Annotated in this window: 14 protein-coding genes and 2 pseudogenes; 8 read left to right on the forward strand and 8 right to left on the reverse strand. The window is 34.7% G+C overall.

Annotation, left to right across the window (positions count from 1 at the left end; genetic code table 11):
- The first annotated feature begins 180 nt into the window (after positions 1-180).
- Positions 181-1,428, forward strand: coding sequence for a flagellin lysine-N-methylase (gene fliB, locus PLX19_RS11190; protein WP_272188667.1), 1,248 nt, complete (start codon positions 181-183; stop codon positions 1,426-1,428).
- A 207-nt stretch (positions 1,429-1,635) separates the two neighbouring features.
- Here fliB and PLX19_RS11195 read toward each other — a convergent pair whose 3' ends face one another.
- The 3 genes and pseudogenes from PLX19_RS11195 to PLX19_RS11205 form a co-directional block, all read right to left on the reverse strand.
- Complete coding sequence (locus PLX19_RS11195; protein WP_272188668.1) at positions 1,636-3,582, reverse strand: ABC transporter permease; 1,947 nt, start codon at positions 3,580-3,582, stop codon at positions 1,636-1,638.
- Positions 3,569-4,339, reverse strand: coding sequence for an ABC transporter ATP-binding protein (locus PLX19_RS11200; RefSeq protein ID WP_272188669.1), 771 nt, complete (start codon positions 4,337-4,339; stop codon positions 3,569-3,571). Before PLX19_RS11200 ends, PLX19_RS11195 begins: the two co-directional genes overlap by 14 nt.
- A 492-nt stretch (positions 4,340-4,831) precedes the next feature.
- Positions 4,832-5,233 (reverse strand): annotated as a pseudogene (locus tag PLX19_RS11205) (SdpI family protein); the annotation flags it as partial.
- A gap of 154 nt (positions 5,234-5,387) precedes the next feature.
- Here PLX19_RS11205 and PLX19_RS11210 point away from each other — a divergent pair.
- The 5 genes from PLX19_RS11210 (at position 5,388) to PLX19_RS11230 (ending at position 12,097) form a co-directional block, all read left to right on the forward strand.
- Complete coding sequence (locus PLX19_RS11210; protein ID WP_272188670.1) at positions 5,388-6,083, forward strand: response regulator transcription factor; 696 nt, start codon at positions 5,388-5,390, stop codon at positions 6,081-6,083.
- Positions 6,084-6,086: 3 nt separating this feature from the next.
- Positions 6,087-7,091 carry a sensor histidine kinase gene (locus tag PLX19_RS11215; RefSeq protein WP_272188672.1) on the forward strand — a complete coding sequence of 335 codons (1,005 nt, stop codon included), beginning with the start codon at positions 6,087-6,089 and terminating at the stop codon, positions 7,089-7,091.
- Positions 7,092-7,283: 192 nt separating this feature from the next.
- Complete coding sequence (locus PLX19_RS11220) at positions 7,284-9,254, forward strand: FtsX-like permease family protein (protein ID WP_272188673.1); 1,971 nt, start codon at positions 7,284-7,286, stop codon at positions 9,252-9,254.
- 111 nt (positions 9,255-9,365) lie between these two features.
- Complete coding sequence (locus PLX19_RS11225; RefSeq protein WP_272188674.1) at positions 9,366-10,118, forward strand: ABC transporter ATP-binding protein; 753 nt, start codon at positions 9,366-9,368, stop codon at positions 10,116-10,118.
- Complete coding sequence (locus PLX19_RS11230) at positions 10,115-12,097, forward strand: ABC transporter permease (protein WP_272188675.1); 1,983 nt, start codon at positions 10,115-10,117, stop codon at positions 12,095-12,097. Before PLX19_RS11225 ends, PLX19_RS11230 begins: the two co-directional genes overlap by 4 nt.
- Before the next feature lie 52 nt (positions 12,098-12,149).
- On the opposite strand, the gene PLX19_RS11235 is transcribed toward PLX19_RS11230, so the two are convergent.
- The 4 genes from PLX19_RS11235 to PLX19_RS11250 all read right to left on the reverse strand — a co-directional run bounded on the left by PLX19_RS11235 (position 12,150) and on the right by PLX19_RS11250 (position 15,488).
- Entirely contained in the window at positions 12,150-12,338 is a 189-nt protein-coding gene (locus tag PLX19_RS11235; protein ID WP_272188676.1) for a YjcZ family sporulation protein, read from the reverse strand.
- Between the two features lie 290 nt (positions 12,339-12,628).
- Positions 12,629-12,931 carry a nucleotidyltransferase family protein gene (locus tag PLX19_RS11240; RefSeq protein WP_272188677.1) on the reverse strand — a complete coding sequence of 101 codons (303 nt, stop codon included), beginning with the start codon at positions 12,929-12,931 and terminating at the stop codon, positions 12,629-12,631.
- 4 nt (positions 12,932-12,935) lie between these two features.
- A complete protein-coding gene (gene menC, locus PLX19_RS11245; protein WP_272188678.1) occupies positions 12,936-14,042 on the reverse strand; it encodes an o-succinylbenzoate synthase in 1,107 nt (368 codons plus the stop codon).
- A complete protein-coding gene (locus PLX19_RS11250; protein ID WP_272188679.1) occupies positions 14,043-15,488 on the reverse strand; it encodes an o-succinylbenzoate--CoA ligase in 1,446 nt (481 codons plus the stop codon). It lies immediately after the preceding gene.
- 977 nt (positions 15,489-16,465) lie between these two features.
- Here PLX19_RS11250 and PLX19_RS11255 point away from each other — a divergent pair.
- Positions 16,466-18,760, forward strand: coding sequence for a SpaA isopeptide-forming pilin-related protein (locus PLX19_RS11255; protein WP_272188680.1), 2,295 nt, complete (start codon positions 16,466-16,468; stop codon positions 18,758-18,760).
- 179 nt (positions 18,761-18,939) lie between these two features.
- Here PLX19_RS11255 and PLX19_RS11260 read toward each other — a convergent pair whose 3' ends face one another.
- Positions 18,940-19,416 carry a GyrI-like domain-containing protein gene (locus PLX19_RS11260; protein WP_272188681.1) on the reverse strand — a complete coding sequence of 159 codons (477 nt, stop codon included), beginning with the start codon at positions 19,414-19,416 and terminating at the stop codon, positions 18,940-18,942.
- 179 nt (positions 19,417-19,595) lie between these two features.
- Here PLX19_RS11260 and PLX19_RS11265 point away from each other — a divergent pair.
- Positions 19,596-19,853 (forward strand): annotated as a pseudogene (locus tag PLX19_RS11265) (CcdC protein domain-containing protein); the annotation flags it as partial.
- Positions 19,854-20,147 lie beyond the last annotated feature (294 nt).

Raw genomic sequence — 20,147 nt, forward strand, 5'->3', positions numbered from 1 at the left:
CAAAAAACGAGGTTGTCCCAAAAGTAAGACTTTTGAGCAGCCTCGTCTTTTCATATTAATAAAAAAACGCCCTTTTTTCCGTCCAAAATATCGACTCAAATCCAATATTGATAATCCTTATTTCTTAATATACAATTATTATATAATTATTAGTTTATTGTAACTAAGGAGACAAATACCATGACACTTACTAACGCAAAAAATAGACCGCTGCTTGTTCCCAAATATATGCAACAATTCTCTTGTATAGGATCAGAATGTGAAGATTCTTGTTGTATTGGATGGAGAGTAACTGTTGATGAAGATACGTATAAAAAATACAAAAAATCTCGTGATTTAGAATTAAAGTCGCTTTTCAAAAATAAGGTAACAAGACAACGTTCAAATCCTTCTTCTGAGTCTTACGCTAAAATTCAAATGGAGGATGGAAGAAGATGTTCCTTCCTATCTGAAGAGAATCTTTGCAGAGTTCAATTAAAATTAGGAGAAGAGTATTTATCTAATACTTGTACAGTCTACCCTCGCTCTATTAATAGTATTAACGGCATAATTGAGAAATCAGCCACTATGTCATGTCCTGAAGCTGCACGTTTAGCTCTTTTGAATCCAAATGGAATTGATTTTGCTGAGATAGAAGAACCAGCTAATACTCGTGGATCTATTGTAAGACAGTTAAAAACAGATGGCCTGAAAATGGATAATACACCCCAAAAATATTTTTGGGAATTACGTGTTTTTTCTATTCAAGTTATTCAAGACCGCTCTTATACGCTAGCGGAGCGTCTTATCATTTTAGGAATGTTCTATCAAAATGTACAGAAACACATCGATCAAGGTGATGTTCATGCAATTCCAAATGTCATTGCTAATTTCACTGATTGGATGTCTAATCAAGGAATGAAAGAGTCACTTGACAAAATACCTACTCAGTTATCTGTGCAAATGGCATTGTGTAAAGATTTAGTAGGTTATCGTACTAACCAATCTATCACAAGCCAACGATACCGTGACTGTTTAGATGAAATGTTAAAAGGTATTCAATATACAGAGGAAGCAACTATTGAAGAACTTACAACGTACTATAAAAAGGCCTATGAAGAATTTTACAAGCCATTTATGACAGAACATGAATACATTTTAGAAAACTATCTAGTCAATTATATATTTAAAAACTTGTTTCCGTTTGGACAAAAGACGCTTTTCGATGATTATGTAATGCTAGTCATTCACTATTCAATGATAAAACTTCATTTAATCGGCATGGCAGGTTTTCATAAAGGATTAACAATTGATTTAGTAATTAAACTGATCCAATCATTCGCAAAAACAGTTGAGCATAACGTTATTTATCTAAAAGGGGTACTCGATTTACTGAAAAAAAATGAATTTACAACAATGCCTTATATGTCAATTTTAGTGAAGAATTAGGCAGAAAATCCAGATAAACACTTTGATTTATATCAGCATTATCTAAAAATGTACGCCGCTACTTCAATCATCGGAGTAGCGGCTATCTTTATTTTTCAGGAGAAAAAATGATGTAGTTGGACTGGTTTATAGGAGGTTTTTTATATTGAAGGCGAGAAAAAGGCTATCTCCAAAAGGCTAGACCTTTTGTGACAACCTCTTTTTCTACTACTCCCCGCTTACAATCTTAAAATACGAACGAACCGTTAAGAAGTAATAACCAATATAAATTATACTGTACACACCGATGCTCATTAATAACGGAATTAAAATTTCAAACGACAATAAGTTTGATAATCCTTTTAGTGCAAATAAGCTATGCAGAATGCCAACCACTAATGGAATAGCAAAAATAAAGAAGATTTGTTTTGAAATCGCCTTCTTCATTTCTTGCTTTGTTACTCCAATTTTACGAAGAACAATGTAGCGATCACGGTCTGCATTTGCTTCCGTTAACTGTTTGAAGTAAATGATAGATCCTGTTGCCAGTAAGAATACAAGCCCTAAGAAAACACCGATGAACATCATCATACCCGTTGCTTCCATTCCGCTTTTAAACCCTGTATAGAAATCTCTAAAGACCGGTGCAGCTTCAGACTCTCTTGGCATAATCTTTACTAGCTTCTTCGTTAATACTTTACTGTCTTTCTCATTTTTCACATTAATATTTTTAACAACTCTTGTTTCAGCTGTCTTTTTCGCTTGCTCGTATACGTCATCTGGCACAACAACAACTAATTCCCCTAAATTCGTAACATTAAGACCTTCAGCATCTTTAATTGTTAATGTCTTCGTTTCATTCCCAATAGGAAACACTGCTTTGTTTCCTTTATATGCTGTACTAAACTCGTGTCCTTCGATATACATACCATCAAATACAAATGCTTCTCTAGCAGTTAAACTTACCGTATCCACATCCATTTTTTTCGCAATTATATTAAAGGCAGATTGCGACACAAGTTGATATCTTTCTGTCATCATATAATGAGAATTCATACTTATATCTGCTTTTTTGCCTGTAAATTTCCCTTTCACCGGTACCATTTCAATTTCAAATTGCGCTGTAATCGGGTTGTATTTCTTCTCTTCTGTGAATATTGCATTCACCTTTCGTTCGAAAGTGGCATCTTTTTTCTCATAAGAAAAACTATACGGAGCAAGATCCTTCGCCTGAGTAAATGTATTATAATACGTCGTAACAGATGTACCAACAGCCGTTAATGTTACCGCGCTCAAAATAGCAATTGTCGCCAAAGATTTTGCATTTCCTTTCATGCGGTATAAAAGCTGAGATGTAGTTACCATATTCATTCCGTTATAAAAGGATGATTTATGATTCCTTGCTCTTCTTAAAACAACAACTGTAAAGAACATAAATAATAAATACGTACCAAGTACAGTCGCAAATAAAATATAAAATGCAGTCATCATAAAGTCTACATATTTAATAACTTTCGTAAACAGAAGTGATAAGAAATATCCAGAACCAATTAAGAATACAGCGATACATGCGATAATAGTAGATCCTTTCGGCATTCCTTCCCCTTCACGTTCAGCGCGAAACAGTTCAATCAGTTTAAAGCGATAAATTAAACGATATCCTTGCAGCGATGTATATAAAATAATAACAAAGAAAACAACAGTCGTATTCATAATCGCCGCTAGTGGCACCTCAAAATGAACTTGTAAATCGAGTCCCATTAAGTCTACTAATAATTCAAGGAATAACTTAGACAGTAAGCTGCCAATTACAATCCCAATTATTAGCGACATTAACCCCATTAACATATTTTCATAAAACAGCATTCTCCCAATTTGGCGTTTACGAATGCCGAGTAAAGAATATAAACCAACCTCTTTCTTTCGTTTACGTGTAAAGAAACCATTGGAATAAATAATAAATACCGCTACGAAAATAATAAGCATCACGCTAGAAACTTCGAAGGCACCGCTAATTTTCTTTGATCCTTCCGCTGCTTTTTCCATTTGCGTATTATATTGAAGCGATGCAAATGTAAAGTAAATGACGATACTAAAAATCATCGACATAAAATATAAAGCATAATCTTTAAGGTTACGCTTTATATTGCGAAGGGCAATACTAGATAACGTCATCTACTGCACCTCCAGAGATTGTAGACATTACGTCTAATACCCGCCCAAAAAATTGCTTACGCGTTACTTCTCCTCTGTGCAGTTCTTTATATAACTCACCATCTTTAATAAAAATAACGCGTTTACAATAACTTGCAGCAAACGCATCATGTGTAACCATTAAAATTGTCGATTGATCGTATTCATTTAATGCTTTCAAACTCTCTAATAAATCAGTTGCAGACTTAGAATCTAGCGCACCCGTTGGCTCGTCCCCCAAAATCATACTTGGATTTGTAACAATCGCACGAGAAGCTGCACAGCGCTGTTTTTGCCCACCAGATACTTGGTATGGATATTGCTCTAAAATATGATCAATGCCAAATTTTTTCGCGATTTCAAGAACGCGGCGGTCAATTTCATTTGCCTTAACTTTTGATAATGCCAGTGGAAGTGCAATATTTTCTCTCACTGTTAACGTATCTAATAAATTATAATCTTGGAAAATAAATCCCAAATGATCACGACGGAACAACGCTAATTTATCATCATTCATTTTCACAATATCATTTCCATCAATTAAAATTTCACCGTTCGTTGCATTATCAATTGTAGAAAGAACATTTAATAACGTTGTTTTTCCTGATCCAGACGGCCCCATAATTCCAACGAACTCGCCTTCTTTCACTTGCAAGTTAATGCCTTTTAACGCTTCGTATGTATTTCCACCAGTATTATATACTTTTCTAATATCCTTAGCTTCTAACACTGTCTTCATTACTATATCCCTCGCTTTATCTTATCTCATCCTTACTGTTGCCACGATTACACTTCCTTACACAATTAGAATTGTTATATAAGAAACCTTATCTCTATAAAAAATTATATTAGAATTCTTTTCCAAAGTATCTTGTTACTATAACATTCCCAACAATAGCGGACTATCTATTTCTCTTACATAAACCTTACATTTATGTAAGGTTTAAAAAAGCCACTCTTCCAAATGGAAAAGTGGCTTTTTTCTTTTGGCTTTTTTCATAAATTTTGTTGTTATTTAAACAAAATATAATAAATAGATTACTAATATAAAATCCATATTATAAACACGTCTCGGTTATAATTATTTTAATATAATATTTATGCTATATATTAAGAAAAGCACTATATCAGAACCTTCTTCTTATTTCTTTATTAGTACCCATACAAGTTCTCTACTATTTACACTTTGCAGATAATTACATACAAAAACAAGGAAAACTGATTTTTCCGACTATCCTCTCATCTCTTTCTTATAAGCGAGATAAGAATACAGCATTGTGACTACCACACCACCAAAAACAACGGTCAGTATAATATATGTTCTCCAAGTAACAGGTGCAAAAATACTTCCACACATAATAATCCCCAAAACGATAAATACTTTTCCGCTAAAACGATGGGTTTTGCGCCATACTTCTTCATTGCTTAATGTCCATGGAGTACGAATGCCGATGAAATAGTTTGGTTTACATTGCGGTAAATAGTTTCCTATCACTAAAAATAAAATACCAACAAGCAATCCTGAAAAATGATTTATCGGTAAATCATAGCCCAGTCCAGTTGCAATAACATCCATATTTCCAATAAACAATACAAAGAGGACACTGTACGTGATCATCGTAAAACTTTTCGACATTTAAGTCGCTGAAATATTTGATTCCCTCTAAAAGAAAGGAGGTTTTTATGGCGTTTCTTAAACTTGTATATATAATAAGGATTGACATAATGAAAACGAAGAAAACAAATGTTACACTATATATACACAAAGTTAGAGGAGGCATGTACGTATGTACAAGATTTTAATTGTAGAAGACGATCCAAGTATTTCATCTTTGCTGCAATCTCATATTCAAAAATACGGTTACGAGGCAGTTGTTGCAGATAACTTTGATGATATTATGGCTTCATTTAATCATACAAAACCACATCTTGTTTTATTGGATGTAAATTTACCGAAGTTTGATGGTTTCTACTGGTGCCGTCAAATTCGCCACGAATCCACTTGTCCAATTGTTTTCATTTCTGCTCGCGCTGGTGAAATGGAACAAATTATGGCGATTGAAAGCGGTGCTGATGATTATATTACTAAGCCGTTTCATTATGATGTTGTAATGGCAAAAATTAAAGGTCAATTACGCCGCATCTACGGTGACTATGCACCGAGTATGACAGAACGCATCGTTGAAGTGGAAGGATTACAACTATATCCTGAACGACCAGAGCTCCACTATAAAAATGAGCATGTATTGCTCACCAAAAAAGAAGCAATTCTAGCAGAGATGCTTGTTTCTAAACATCCGCGCACAGCAAACAGAGAAGATTTGTTATCTGCACTTTGGGATGATGAAAGCTTTGTCGAAGAAAATACATTAAACGTAAATATTACGCGTCTTCGTAAAAAGTTCACTGAGCTTGGAATTGAAAATGCAATCGAGACTGTACGCGGCTTAGGCTATCGGTTAAACGCAACTTGGAGTGAATAGAGAATGAAGTTATTTTTACGTGATCATATTGGCTATTTTCTTCTTTATATTTTAAACTTTGGTGTTATCTTCGTTTTGTATGATACCGTTGATGGATTTAAAAACAATAAATTTTATTTTATTGTGCTAAGTATGTATCTATTCATTTGTTTTCTCACTTATCGCTACGTTCGAAATCGCAGATTATATAACCGACTAAGTGAACTTCCTGACAAAATAGAAGATGCGTTCATTGAGCGAGCAACTGCCCCTATGCCGCATGGTGTAAATGAGCTTGTTCGTACACAATATCGTCTGTTTCAAAAAGACTTACAAGCATATGAAGTAAAACAGCAAGAGCATCAACTGTTTATTAACCAATGGGTACATCAAATGAAAACGCCCGTTTCTGTTATGCAACTCATGGTATCTGAAATGGAAGATGAGCATCTTATTCCGAAATTTAAACAAGAGCTAGAAAAATTAAATCAAGGACTAGATATGGCATTATATATGGCACGGTTAAATAATTTCCATGAAGACTTTCATGTAGAAACGATTTCATTAAAAGATGCAGTCACAAAAAATATAAATAGCTTAAAAGAGTTATTTATTCGAAACGGTGTCTTTCCTGTTTTAGAAGTGCATTCTGATTTGATGGTTACTTCTGATGCAAAGTGGCTAAAATTCATTATTTATCAGTTAATGACAAATGCGGTTCGCTATTCAGGGGAAAGAGGAAAAAAAGTATTCTTATCTGCTGCTCAAAGCGGGAAAGATATTATTTTAGAAGTGCGCGATGAAGGTGTCGGCATTCCGCAAGAAGATATTCGCCGTGTATTTGAACCATTTTATACAGGAAAAAATGGTCGAATGTTTGGAGAGTCTACCGGTATGGGCTTATATATTGTGAGTAAAATTTGCTCTTATTTAGGTCATTCTGTCAAACTAGATTCTGAGGTTGGTAAAGGGACAAGTATCAAAATTATTTTCTATAATGCTGCCCTAAACAAAACAGATAAAGATTAACTTATAGAATGCTCTAAAACTCTCATTGCTTAAAGGTTTTAAACAATCAGAGAAAGCCATTTTTTGATTTGCATAGCAGTAACTTATATGTTTAAAAATGAAAATGGATTTATGACAAAGTGTATGAGGAACCCTTTCCTCATGCACTTTTGCAACATATAAGAATGATTTTAAGACTGAGAGGATAAAAATATGACATTTTGGCAATTTGCATTTAAGAACGTAACACGTAACTCCCGTGCTTATTTTGCCTACTTTTTAAGCAGTTCCTTTTCCATTACAATTTTCTTTTCATTTGCCGTGTATTTATTTCATCCTCGTTTACAAAATGCTGACACAACTTCCGGTATCGACACCTTAATGGGTGTATCTGAGGCTGTTATTGTATTCTTTTCATTTTTCTTTTTACTCTATTCTACCGGCACGTTCTTAAAGGTTCGAAAAAAACAATTTGGCGTTTTAACTGTTTTAGGTATATCAAAGAAGCAATTAAAACGACTCATTTTTATTGAGAATATGTTAATTGGCATTCTTTCCATTTTTGTTGGCATTCAACTTGGAATTGTATTTTCGCAATTTTTCTTATTAGTTACAGCAAAAATTACGCACATGCCCGGATTATATTTATATTTTCCAAAAGGTGCAATTCTGTTAACAACATCAACTTTTCTTGGACTCTTTATCTTCGTATCAGCTTTCACTCCTGTTTTAATTCGAACGAGAAAAGCTGTACGTCTTTTAAAAGAAGGAAAAATAAATCAAAAGGAAAAGAAACCATCCATCATCATTTCCTTGTTCGGCATTTTATGCTTACTGTCTGGATACATGCTAGCAATATGTCCAAAGTACTTTATATCGCTAGGTGATACGATTGGTGTACTATACATTATCTCTAGTATTTTTGTCATTCCAACACTTGTGACTGTTGGGACATACTTTTTCTTTTCACAAACTAGTTTTCTGCTCATTCATATATTGAAAAGAAGACGGAAATTTTATATGAAACGAATTAATATGCTGTGGATTTCTGACTTAGCAAGCCGTATTCGTACAAATATTAATATGCTCTTTGTCGTAACGATGTTGTCTACTCTCGCCTTTACGATGATTACTTTTATCTATGGATTTGGTAAATTCACAAAGGCACAAATTGTGAAAGATAACCCCTTTCCATTCACTTATCTTTCTTATGATGCCAATCCAATTGCTTCGCATCATATCGACTGGTTAGAACAGCAGCTAAAAAACGAGAAATTTGAATACAACAAAATAAAAGTAGACTTGTATGGTGTATCATTACAAAAAGAAACAAATTCTCTCTATGGAGATGAAGTGTATGCATTAAAACAAAGTGATTATAATCAGTTAGCTACTGCACTACACTATAAACAGATTTTCTTGAAAGATGATGAAACATATATACTACCCGGGTACTCTTATGAATTGATGTTTGGTAAATTGGAACCATCATCCCAAAAACAGCCGATTATCCTTTCGCCAAATCCCTTGAAATTACACGTGCAAGGTGTTGGTGATAAAAATGTGATACCCACTGGAATTATTCCAAATGTACTCGTCTTATCCGACAATACGGTACACTCGCTATCACACACTATGAAACATATGACGTTATACAATTTCCAAGTACAAAATTGGGAAAATACACACACAATCGCAGCTGCATTCATCAAAAAGCTTTACGCGGACCGCAAACAAATTCATTCTGAAGAACGTTTATATGAAGCTTTTGAAGGAAGCAATACACTATATGAAACGAAACTCCAAAATGCTTCCTTTTTCTTTATCGGGACGTTCCTTGGTGTTATCTTCTTTATCGGGGCTGGAAGTGTGCTTTACTTCCGGATGTATACGGATTTAACAAATGAACAAGACAAATATATTACGATTACAAAAATTGGCTTAACAGAATCAGAAATGAAGCGGTCGGCTACCATTCAGCTTGCTATCTTGTTTTTTGTGCCATATATAATGGCTTCCATCCATACGATGTTTGCCGCAAAAATGTGGAAAGGCGTAATAAATCTATCCTTGTTTACTGAGGTTAGCGTTGTCCTGATCATTTTTGGAACAATTGAAATTCTCTTTTTCCTTTTAATTCGTTCATTATATATGCAAAAGTTGTCCCAGCATATTAAACTATAAACAGATATATATATATAAATATAAAAAATAAATACCTCTGTTAATGCATAACAGCGACTTATATGTAAAAAAATGAAAATGGATGTATAGCATTAGAAAGGTGATTGATATATGGAAGAAGTACTGCATATTCAAAATGTATCGAAAGTTTATGAGGGAAAGGTCCCACATACTGCTTTAAAAAATATTAATTTGCATGTAGATAAAGGGGAATTTGTTGCGATTATGGGCCCGTCAGGAAGCGGGAAATCAACTTTATTAAATGTTATATCGACCATTGATTCTCCTACAGCAGGAGAAGTCTTTATTAACGGAAAACAGCCTCATACATTTCGCAGTGAAAAGTTAGCGATCTTTCGTCGGCAAGAATTAGGATTTGTATTTCAAAGCTTTAACTTATTAGATACATTAACAATTGGTGAAAACATCGTGTTGCCTTTAACATTAGATAATGTCCCACTTTCTGAAATGGATGAAAAATTAGATACCATTTCAAGCAAACTCGATATCGACCATATTTTAAATAAACGAATTTTTGAAGTTTCCGGAGGACAAGCACAGCGCACAGCGGTGGCCCGTGCAGTTATCCATAAACCTTCGTTACTCCTTGCCGATGAGCCGACAGGAAACTTAGATTCGAAAGCTGCAATTGATGTGATGGAGTTATTTACAAAGTTAAACAAAGAAGAACAAGCAACAATTTTAACGGTGACACATGATCCATTTGCTGCTAGTTATTGCAACCGCGTTATTTTTATTAAAGACGGCGAGCTTTATAATGAACTGCACCGCGGCTTATACCGTGAGAAGTTCTATCAAGAAATATTAGATGTATTAGCATTGCTGGGAGGAAGACGTGGATGAATTTTTGGCAGTTTGCTTTAAGGAATGTCGTTCGCAACTCAAGAGCTTACTTTGCTTATTTTTTAAGCAGCTCATTTTCTATTACGGCGTTCTTTTCATTTGCTGTGTATCGGTATCATCCACGTTTGCAAAATGTAAAAAATTTTAACGAAACAGGACCTTTTCTCACTTTAATCGGGTTTACTCAAGTGGTAATTATCCTGTTTTCTCTTTTCTTTTTATTGTACTCGATTGGAACATTTTTAAAGGTACGTCAAAAACAGTGTGGCATTTTACTCATTTTAGGTATTTCAAACAAACAAATGAAATGGCTTATTTTTTTAGAAAATATGATTATTGGGATTCTTGCTATTTGTATCGGCCTTCAAGCCGGCCTTGTATTTTCTAACTTTTTCTTATTAATTACATCAAAAATTTCCGGTGTTAACGGCCTTTATTTATATTGGCCTTCAAAAGCAATTTGGATAACGATAAAAACGTTTCTCATACTTTTTATCAGCGTATCGCTCTTTACACCGACTTTAATCCGTACACAGAAAGCAATCTATCTTTTAAATGGTCGAATATGCAAACAGAAGGAGACATCACCTTCTGTTGTCACTTCCATTTTTAGTTTACTGTGCTTACTTTCAGGTTATATTTTTGCGGCATATCCAGAAACTTATATAACAGAAAAAAACTTAACAAATGGAATCGGTTTACTCATTATTTTATCTATTATTCCTCTTGTTACAGTTGGGACATATTTGCTATTTTCACAGGCTAGTTTTCTTTTCATTCGGGTATTAAAAAAGCAACGACGCTTTTATATGAAAAAAACGAATATACTCTGGATATCTGACTTACCATCAAGGGTCCGCATCAACATTAATATGCTTTTTATAGTAACAATACTATCTACAATCGCTTTTTCAATTATTACACCGTTATATGCCTTTAATAAATATACAAATGCTTCTATAGAAGAAGCATTTCCTTTTCCATTTGCTTACGTTTCTCATGAAGGAAATACGTTTGAAACAAAACATATGGAAGCACTAGAGAAAGAATTGCGTACAGACAAATTTACTTACCAAAAGCATAGGGCAATTATTTATCAAGATAAAGCGGGAAATGAAGACATTTGGATTATAAAGCAAAGTGACTATAATAGTCTTGCTAAATTTCTAAATCGTCCTCCAATTCAATTAACAAACAAAGAAACATATTTAGTTCCAAGATATTCACCAGTGCCATTAGAACTATTAACAAACCCTTTTCTTACACAAACAACTATTACGTTACAATCTAATAAAAAAGAATTTCATATAAAAGAAATAGCTGACAAACCAATTATACCGGAGGACGCTCATACCTACTTAATTGTACTGCAAGATCATGTCGTCGAAAACGAAATTCCACATCTCGAACCAATGACATTTTATAATTTTCAAGTCGATGATTGGGAAAATACATTGCCCCTTACAAAGCGCATGTTACGTATGACTACAGAAGATGAAAAGAGTATATTGCTCCATACAGATCAGCAGGACGCTCAAAAACATAGGGCTCATTTTCAAATTTTCACATCGAGTGATGAATTATATGCTGACAAACGTGAGAACGTTGCCAACTTCTTTATGGGAACATTTCTTTGCATTATTTTCTTAATGGGAGCGGGAAGTGTTTTGTATTTCCGTATGTACACTGATCTCACTAGGGAAACAGAGAAATATAAGACCGTTACGAAAATTGGCCTAACAAAATCCGAAATGATACGTTCGGCAACGATTCAATTAGCAATCCTATTTTTCGTTCCTTATGTGATTGCTTGTATTCATACAATATTTGCAATTAAATTTTTACAAAGTATGTTCTCTTTCTCATTGCTAAAAGAAGAATTGTTAATATTGAGTCTCTTTGGCATAATTGAAATCATTTTCTTTTTCTTTATCCGCTCATTTTACATTCAAAAATTATCACGACATATTAAACTGTGAATAAAATAGCCTTGTGCAGAGCACAAGGCTATTTTCAATAGTTTTTAACATGTTAGCAACCAAAACCGCCGTAACCGTAGCCAGGGCCACCGTAGCCGCCATAACCACCATAACCACAGCCACCAAAGCAGCTAGCACCGATAATGATTAATAAAATAAACAATACGATTAAAAGCGCAAAGCCATTACCGTGGCGATGCCCATGCCCATGTCCGTGCCCGTGTTCACAACTTTCACCCATTGCTCTATTCCTCCTTTAATAAAAAATCCTTTTTCTTTACGGGATCCTTTCAGTGGATTCCATTTATCCTATGTTTCGGACAGAAATAAGAAGCTTGTTCTATTTAAAAACAGGCTTGTTCTAGCATAAGATTCGAAAAGGATTTCGTAGAAAAAACCTCAATAAAGGATTCGAAAAAACGTGAAAATGGAACCATACATGGTAACGCTCAATAGAGTGGCAATATGAATGACGCCACTCATTTTATCCTGTTATTCGTAGGCAGTACCTCCACTGACGGAAGTTTTACTTTATATCCGCTGTGCAAACAAACGGCCTTCTCGTAAAATGTGACGTTTCAACTCACTGTTAGACAATGTATTTAAATGTACTACATCTATTTTTCCGACTCCGTCTAATTCTTCTGCTAATTGAAACCAAAGCCATTGAAAAGCACCTACTGAAATATGCGTTGTCTCAATCGCTATATCATAGTCTGAAGAAAGCGTCGGTTCTTTTCTTGCATGAGATCCGAAAATGTACGCTACTTTTACAAAGGGTGTTTCTAATAAACGATTTTGGATATGACGCAGCACCTGTTCATGCTTTTGCATCTGTTCACCTCTCACATACAATACATTGTTTCATTATCTCTTCTAGTCTTGCCCGGTTTATGTTATAACCAAACCCAACTTGCTCAGGAACTACAATTTTCCCATGTTGCAATATTACTTCCGGGGAGATAATATCTTGCTTCCAATGCCTGCTAGAAGCGGAAATATCACCGGGAATTGTAAAGTTCGGAAGCGATGCAAGCGCAACATTTTGCGCTCTGGAAATTCCCATTTCTACCATACCTCCGCACCAAACGGGAATACCATGCTGCTGACAATAATCATGGATACGAATGGATTCTGTTAATCCGCCAACTCGTCCAGGTTTTATGTTGATAATGCGGCAGCTCCCAAGTCTTATGGCCACTCTCGCATCTTCTAAACAATGAATGCTTTCATCTAGGCAAATAGGCGTTTCCATCTGCTGCTGCAAACTGGCATGATCAAGAAAATCGTTATCTGCTAACGGCTGTTCAATCATTATTAAATCAAATTCATCCAACCTTTGTAACTGCTTCACATCCGCCAACGTATAGGCTGAATTGGCATCTGCCATCAACGGAATCGTCGGAAACGCTTTGCGAATTTCGTGAAGCAAAGCATAGTCATTGCCCGGTTTGATTTTCACTTTAAACCGTTTATACCCTTCTTCAGCGTACATTTCAATTCGTTTTAACATATTAGAAATTGTATCAAGTCCAATCACGACACCGACTTCAATCTCCTGTTTTGTACCGCCAAGCAGCGCTGCAAGCGATTGATTCTCACGCTTTGCATACAAATCCCATAATGCGCCCTCAATTCCTGCTTTCGCCATATTGTTGCGCTTTATATGTTGAAAAAGAGACGTAACATCAGAAGGATGAGACAGCCGCTGGTCAAATAACACTGGCAACAAAAAGTCTTGCAGCATATGAAGTGCTGTCAGAACTGTTTCTTCTGTGTACCAAGGCTCTGAAAAAGCAACCACTTCGCCAAAGCCGCTTCGCCCTTCTTCATCTATCAATTCAATTACAATACTTTCGCGCTTTTCATACGTCCCATAACTTGCAGTAAACGGAATAATGAGCGGCATTTCTGTTACATGAAGGATCGCTTTTTTTATGCGCATTTACATTTCCTCCGCCAGCTGCCGTAGTTCACGGCGCAATAATTTTTTAGAAGCATTGCGCGGCAAATCAGAAAGAAAATGAATTTCTTTTGGCACTTTATACCGTGCAAGTTTCTCCACGCAAAAAGCAAGCAATTCTTCTGCCGTTACCTCTTTTGATTTCACAACAAATGCGACAGGAACTTGTCCCCATCTCTCATCGCTCGCTCCAACAACTCCCGCCTCTAAAACAGCAGGATGCATGAGTAAGACTTCCTCAATTTGCGCTGGGTATATATTTTCTCCGCCGGAAATAATTAAATCACTGCGGCGATCTAGCACATAGAGAAAACCATCTCCATCTAAGTAGCCAATGTCTCCCGTATGTAACCAACCATCGTGAATACTCGCTCTTGTCGCCTCTTCACGGTTGAAATAACCACTCGTTACATTCGGCCCCTTCACAAAAATTTCCCCGGCCATTCCTACACTAGCTTCCCTTCCATCTTGCTCAACACGAAGCTGACATGGAAATAACGGTTTTCCAGCTGAACCAACTTTCGTTAACATATAATCAGCGGCCAACGTACAAATTTGCGAAGACGTTTCCGTCATTCCGTACGTTTGATACACTGGAATTCCTTTTGTAACGCACGTTTCCAAAAGCGGTCTTGGAGCTGGTCCTCCGCCAAGTAATACGCAGCGAAGAAACGTTGGATAGGTATCTTCTTGTAGTCGTTCTAATAAATCTGTCAGCATCTTAGAGACAACGGAAATCATCGTTACACCTCTCGTTTGCAGCGCTTCATGAATAAAATCCGGATCATACTTCGGAACAAGTAACACCCTCATACCATACATAATATTCTTCATTAGCAGCGATAACCCGCCCACATGAAAAAGCGGTAAACACGCTAACCAACAATCATCATCTCGAAGCCCCAAATTGAGCGAAGACCCAACTGCACTCCACCAATGATTCCCGTACGTAAGCATCACACCTTTTGGTTTCCCTGTCGTACCTGACGTATAAATAATTGTCATCGTCTCGGCTAAAACAAACTCACTTTGCACAGTTACCTTGTTTTTCGGCAATGCCGAAAGATCTGTAAATAAGTTTACAGGCACTTGCGCTCCCTCAAACTCTTCATCCGTAAGCAGACAAGATACCTCTGCGTCCTCCATTTGCCAAAGTAGCTCTTCTCTTGAAAGACGTGTATTCAATAAAACAGCGACTGCTCCTACATAAGAAAGAGCATGAATTGCAATCACCATTTCCATACTATTTTTCATCAGAACAGCCACTTTTGTCCCCTTTTTCACTTGTAAATAAGCAAGATGTTCACAACATAAAAGCACGTTCTCATGCAGTTGCAAAAACGTATACGTACTTTCTTTCGTTTCAATTGCGATGCGCTCCGGTGTTAAAAAAGCACGTTGCATAAGCCAATTCGGCATTGTTTCCATACCATATTCTCCTTTCAAAAAATAGAAAGCTAACCTATAGCTCTAACTCTTTTCCTTTACGTATAACTCGCGTTACTTTCATATTATCTATCTCTTACTCCTATAGCAAATATTAGCTCTTTACCTAATTGTGTTCCATTCTTCTAAAGCATATTTATCATTCAACTATATCATCTATAAAAACATCTATGATTCTTTACGTAATGATAAGCGCACTATATTCATCTATAAAGATATAAAAATAGTATTGCAAAATGAATAAAGTTTCATTTTATTCATTTTGCAATACTATTTTACTTTTTGCTAAATAGCCTCATTGGAATTTTCGAAAAAGTGACAATGTTTTAATTAAAAATATCTATTCTTTTTCTACAATAGCATTTATAATGACAATATGTAATTTTGCATATACATATTTCTCTATTTACTTGTATGCACCAACAGTTCTTTGGATAAATAAATACACAAAGTTTACTATTATTCAAAAAGCTGTAACATATAATGCTGTTATAATTTTTATTAAGCAATTGCATCTTGAATTTTCAAAAAAATGACAAAATTAAATTCAAAAAACATCTGTTCTTTTTCTACAATAGCATTTATAATAACAATATGTAATTTTGCATATACATATTTTCCTATTTACTTGTAAATTTTTACTTTTATGCACCGACAGTTCTCTTTATAACCAAATGCATATTATTCAAAAAGATGCAACTTATAATGCTATTTTAATTTTTATTAAATACCTGCATCTTAAATTGTCGGAAAAATGACAAAATTAAATGAAAATATTTGTCTTTTTTTTACAATGTCATTTACAACAGGATAAAAATAGTGTAAATTTTCTAATTATTAAATCTTTTCTTGCGCAACTTTGATAGATATATCAATCGTTCGCTTTTACCAGAAGTAAGTGTAATAAAAATATAAGATTTTCTATACATAAAATTTGATAAATGGTGGTGGATGAAGAAATGAAACAAAAAATGTTAGCAAAATGGTTTTCTATGTTAAGTGTGCTTATTATATTGTTAGGAGTTTCTGTTCCACAAGCAAAAGCTGAAATTGTACATAAAGAAAAATTTCAAATAAAGTGGAGTTATAGTAAATTAAAACATCGAGAAATTAAAACAGGAACACTGAAAGGAGCATCAGGGAGTATCGAATATTGTTTATCACTAAACTTACCTTCCCCTAATGGACAGGATTTACCTGAAATGGGGAGAGCGACAGACGAAGTATATCGTGTACTATTAAACGGATATCCACAGAAAAGTCCAGCCGAATTAGGTGTATCTACACCAGAGGAAGCATATTACGCAACCCAATTAGCGGTATGGATTACTCTTGGACAATTACAAGTAGATGAATTAGTACCACAAAGTCAACAAATACATACTCTTATGAAACAGTTAGTCGAAAAATCTAAAAATGGGGAAGAATCCCAAAACGTATTTTTCAATGTAAATTCTCCTGATTCACAAAACGTAAAACAAAATGGAGACTATTTAGAAACAGGTTTATATACAATTCAAACAAATGCAGTTTCTGGAACATATACAATTGAAGGTGAAAATGCACCTGCAGGAATTCAACTCTTAAATGAAAATGGGGAAAAGAAAACTACATTTTCTATTAATGAAAAATTCAAGATTTTGATTCCTAAAAATACAGCTAGTGGAGATTTTAAGTTCAGAATAAAATCAACACTAACAAATTTACAAGCAATTACTTTTGATGGAAAACGAAGCATTCAAAATACAACTACATTATTGCAAAGAAGTAAAGAAGAAATGAGTACAGAATTAGCAGTAAAATGGGAAACGCTAGGATCTTTAAAAATTATGAAATCCGACGAAAAGAAACAACCTTTAAAAGGTGCTGTATTTGAAGTTGTAAGCGAAAAAGGTGATATCCAAAAACAGATCACATCCGATGATACAGGTGTTGCTGAATTACATCAACTTCCTATCGGCACTTACTTCGTAAAAGAAGTTCAAGCTCCAGAAGGATATGTACTTGATCCTACAATTAAAAAGGTGAACGTACAAACGAATGAAAGCGCTTTATTAGAAGTGGAAAATAAACGTATGCAAGGTGAACTAGAAATCTCAAAAGTGGACTTTGCAGATCACAATAAGAAGCTTTCAAATGCTGAATTTACTATATACAATAAACAAGGTGAAGAAGTTACCAAGGGGAAAACAGATGCAAACGGTGTTATCACATTCAAACTACCTTATGGAACATATACATATAAAGAAACATTAGCTCCAGAAGGATACATACTTAACGAAAATACTTTCTCTTTTGAAATAAAAGAAGATGGGCAAATTGTTAAACATATAGTAGAAAATAAAAAGACACCAGTGCCGGAAGTACCAAAAGAAATGCTAGGATCTTTAAAAATTATGAAATTCGACGAAAAGAAACAACCTTTAAAAGGCGCTGTATTTGAAGTTGTAAGTGAAAAAGGTGATATCCAAAAACAGATCACATCCAATGATACAGGTGTTGCTGAATTACGTCAACTTCCTATCGGCACTTACTTCGTAAAAGAAGTTCAAGCTCCAGAAGGATATGTACTTGATCCTACAATTAAAAAGGTGAACGTACAAACGAATGAAAGCGCTTTATTAGAAGTGGAAAATAAACGTATGCAAGGTGAACTAGAAATCTCAAAAGTGGACTTTGCAGATCACAATAAGAAGCTTTCAAATGCTGAATTTACTATATACAATAAACAAGGTGAAGAAGTTACCAAGGGGAAAACAGATGCAAACGGTGTTATCACATTCAAACTACCTTATGGAACATATACATATAAAGAAACATTAGCTCCAGAAGGATACATACTTAGCGAAAATATTTTCTCTCTTGAAATAAACGAAGATGGTCAAATTGTTAAACATATAGTGGAAAATCAGAAGAAACCAATATCCAAATTACCAGATCCACCAGAAACTTTGGAATACGAAATTACAGTAGCTCCACACCTTGTAGCAAATACTGTGAGTACAATACAATCAGAAACTCTAGTTAACAAAATTACAGCAGACCCACAGCCTGTAGCGAAAACTGTGAGTACAATAAAACATAATCAATCAAAAACTGTGAATAACGAAATTACAGCAGACCCACAGCATATAGAGAAAACTGTGAGTAAGAACACAAAATCTCTACCATCTACTGGATCAGAGTTCCCATTCTTACCTCTTTTAGGAATTGGACTTATCATTGCTGGAGGTTACGTATTAAAAATGAGATAATAAATATATTTTTTTTAACAAAGCGAGAAAAGCACCTTATTTAAGGTGCTTTTTCTGAATCTTTTGACAATATTACGTTACATACAAATTTTATGGAGCTTTGCTACATTACTTAAGTATTTCTATTTTTTCTTTTATCCCACTATTTGAGGACAGTAAGCCCTCCGCTGATGGAAGTTTCACTTTATCGGTATCCATACCTCTTCTTTTGCATTTACATCGTCCGGACGATAATGATCATCCATAACCTCAAAATGCTCTCTTACGTCTAAACTATAACTCGAATTTGGTAACCATTCTTGAAAAATATACTGGAAAGTGCTCATATCAGATGCCGTTCCGTGATGAATAAAAACAGCATATAAGCCGCCTGCTAAAGTATGCGTGGACAATTCTGAAATAGTCTCCGTTTCAAAATCTTCAACTTCAACAGCAGCCCACTTTTCATAAGCATAGTTCATATCATTCATATTTAAAGGTGTATGCAACACCTTTATAGAAAGAAAACAAGAGTTGCTTCTATGAGGAATACGATTTCTTAATGGCATAAATGTTTTCCATATTTCTCTTGTAACTTCGGAATCTGTTGCAAAAGTTGTTTCTCTCTTAATCCCAACAATCTTTTTTGCTGGAATGTTTATTATTTTAGGTTCCATTCTTTCATTTCCTCTCCTTATTTATATTCACTATGAATCACTTCAATCTAAACCCAAAATTCTATATGTGATATTCATAAAGTAGTTTTATCTTTTTCCACTTTAGACGAATACTAGTGCTCAACCATTTGTAATTCCCATATAAATAATTGAAATACACTATGTATAGAGGTGAGATTATGAATGCTTCATCGTTTTACACTATTGTGATTATAGTTGCTGCGTTGGTCTTATGGCGTAGAACTAGGGCAATGTATCGTCCGATTAAAGGAAACGGAACCCGTCTTCTTTTACCCATATTATTTCTACTATTACCTAGTCTTCCCATAATCCTGAATCCAAATGTACATGTCGCTGTCTGGTGGTGGATTTGTGCAGCTATCTTAGGGTTCCTTTTGTCAATTCCACTTATTTGGACCACTAACTATGAACTCCGAATCTAACTTAAAATTATGTACTTCTTTTATCTCCATACTAATCTCGCCCCAATTTTTTATAAAAATCCCTTTGTTTCTCTATATATTTAATTTAAAGTTGTTATTTCAAACGAGCGCACCCGCCATCATTATACATAATCTAGTAAAACTTAACATAACCTTCACGACATTTTTTAGTTTCAGAAAATTACAAAAACTTACAAAAAAACCACCTATTCTCTTTTTCGAACAACAAGTACAATAAAAATATAAGATTTTCTATCCATAAAATTTGATAAATGGTGGTGGAGAATG

Origin of the sequence: Bacillus sp. BP-3 (assembly GCF_028401955.1) — a bacterium.
Lineage (GTDB): Bacteria > Bacillota > Bacilli > Bacillales > Bacillaceae_G > Bacillus_A.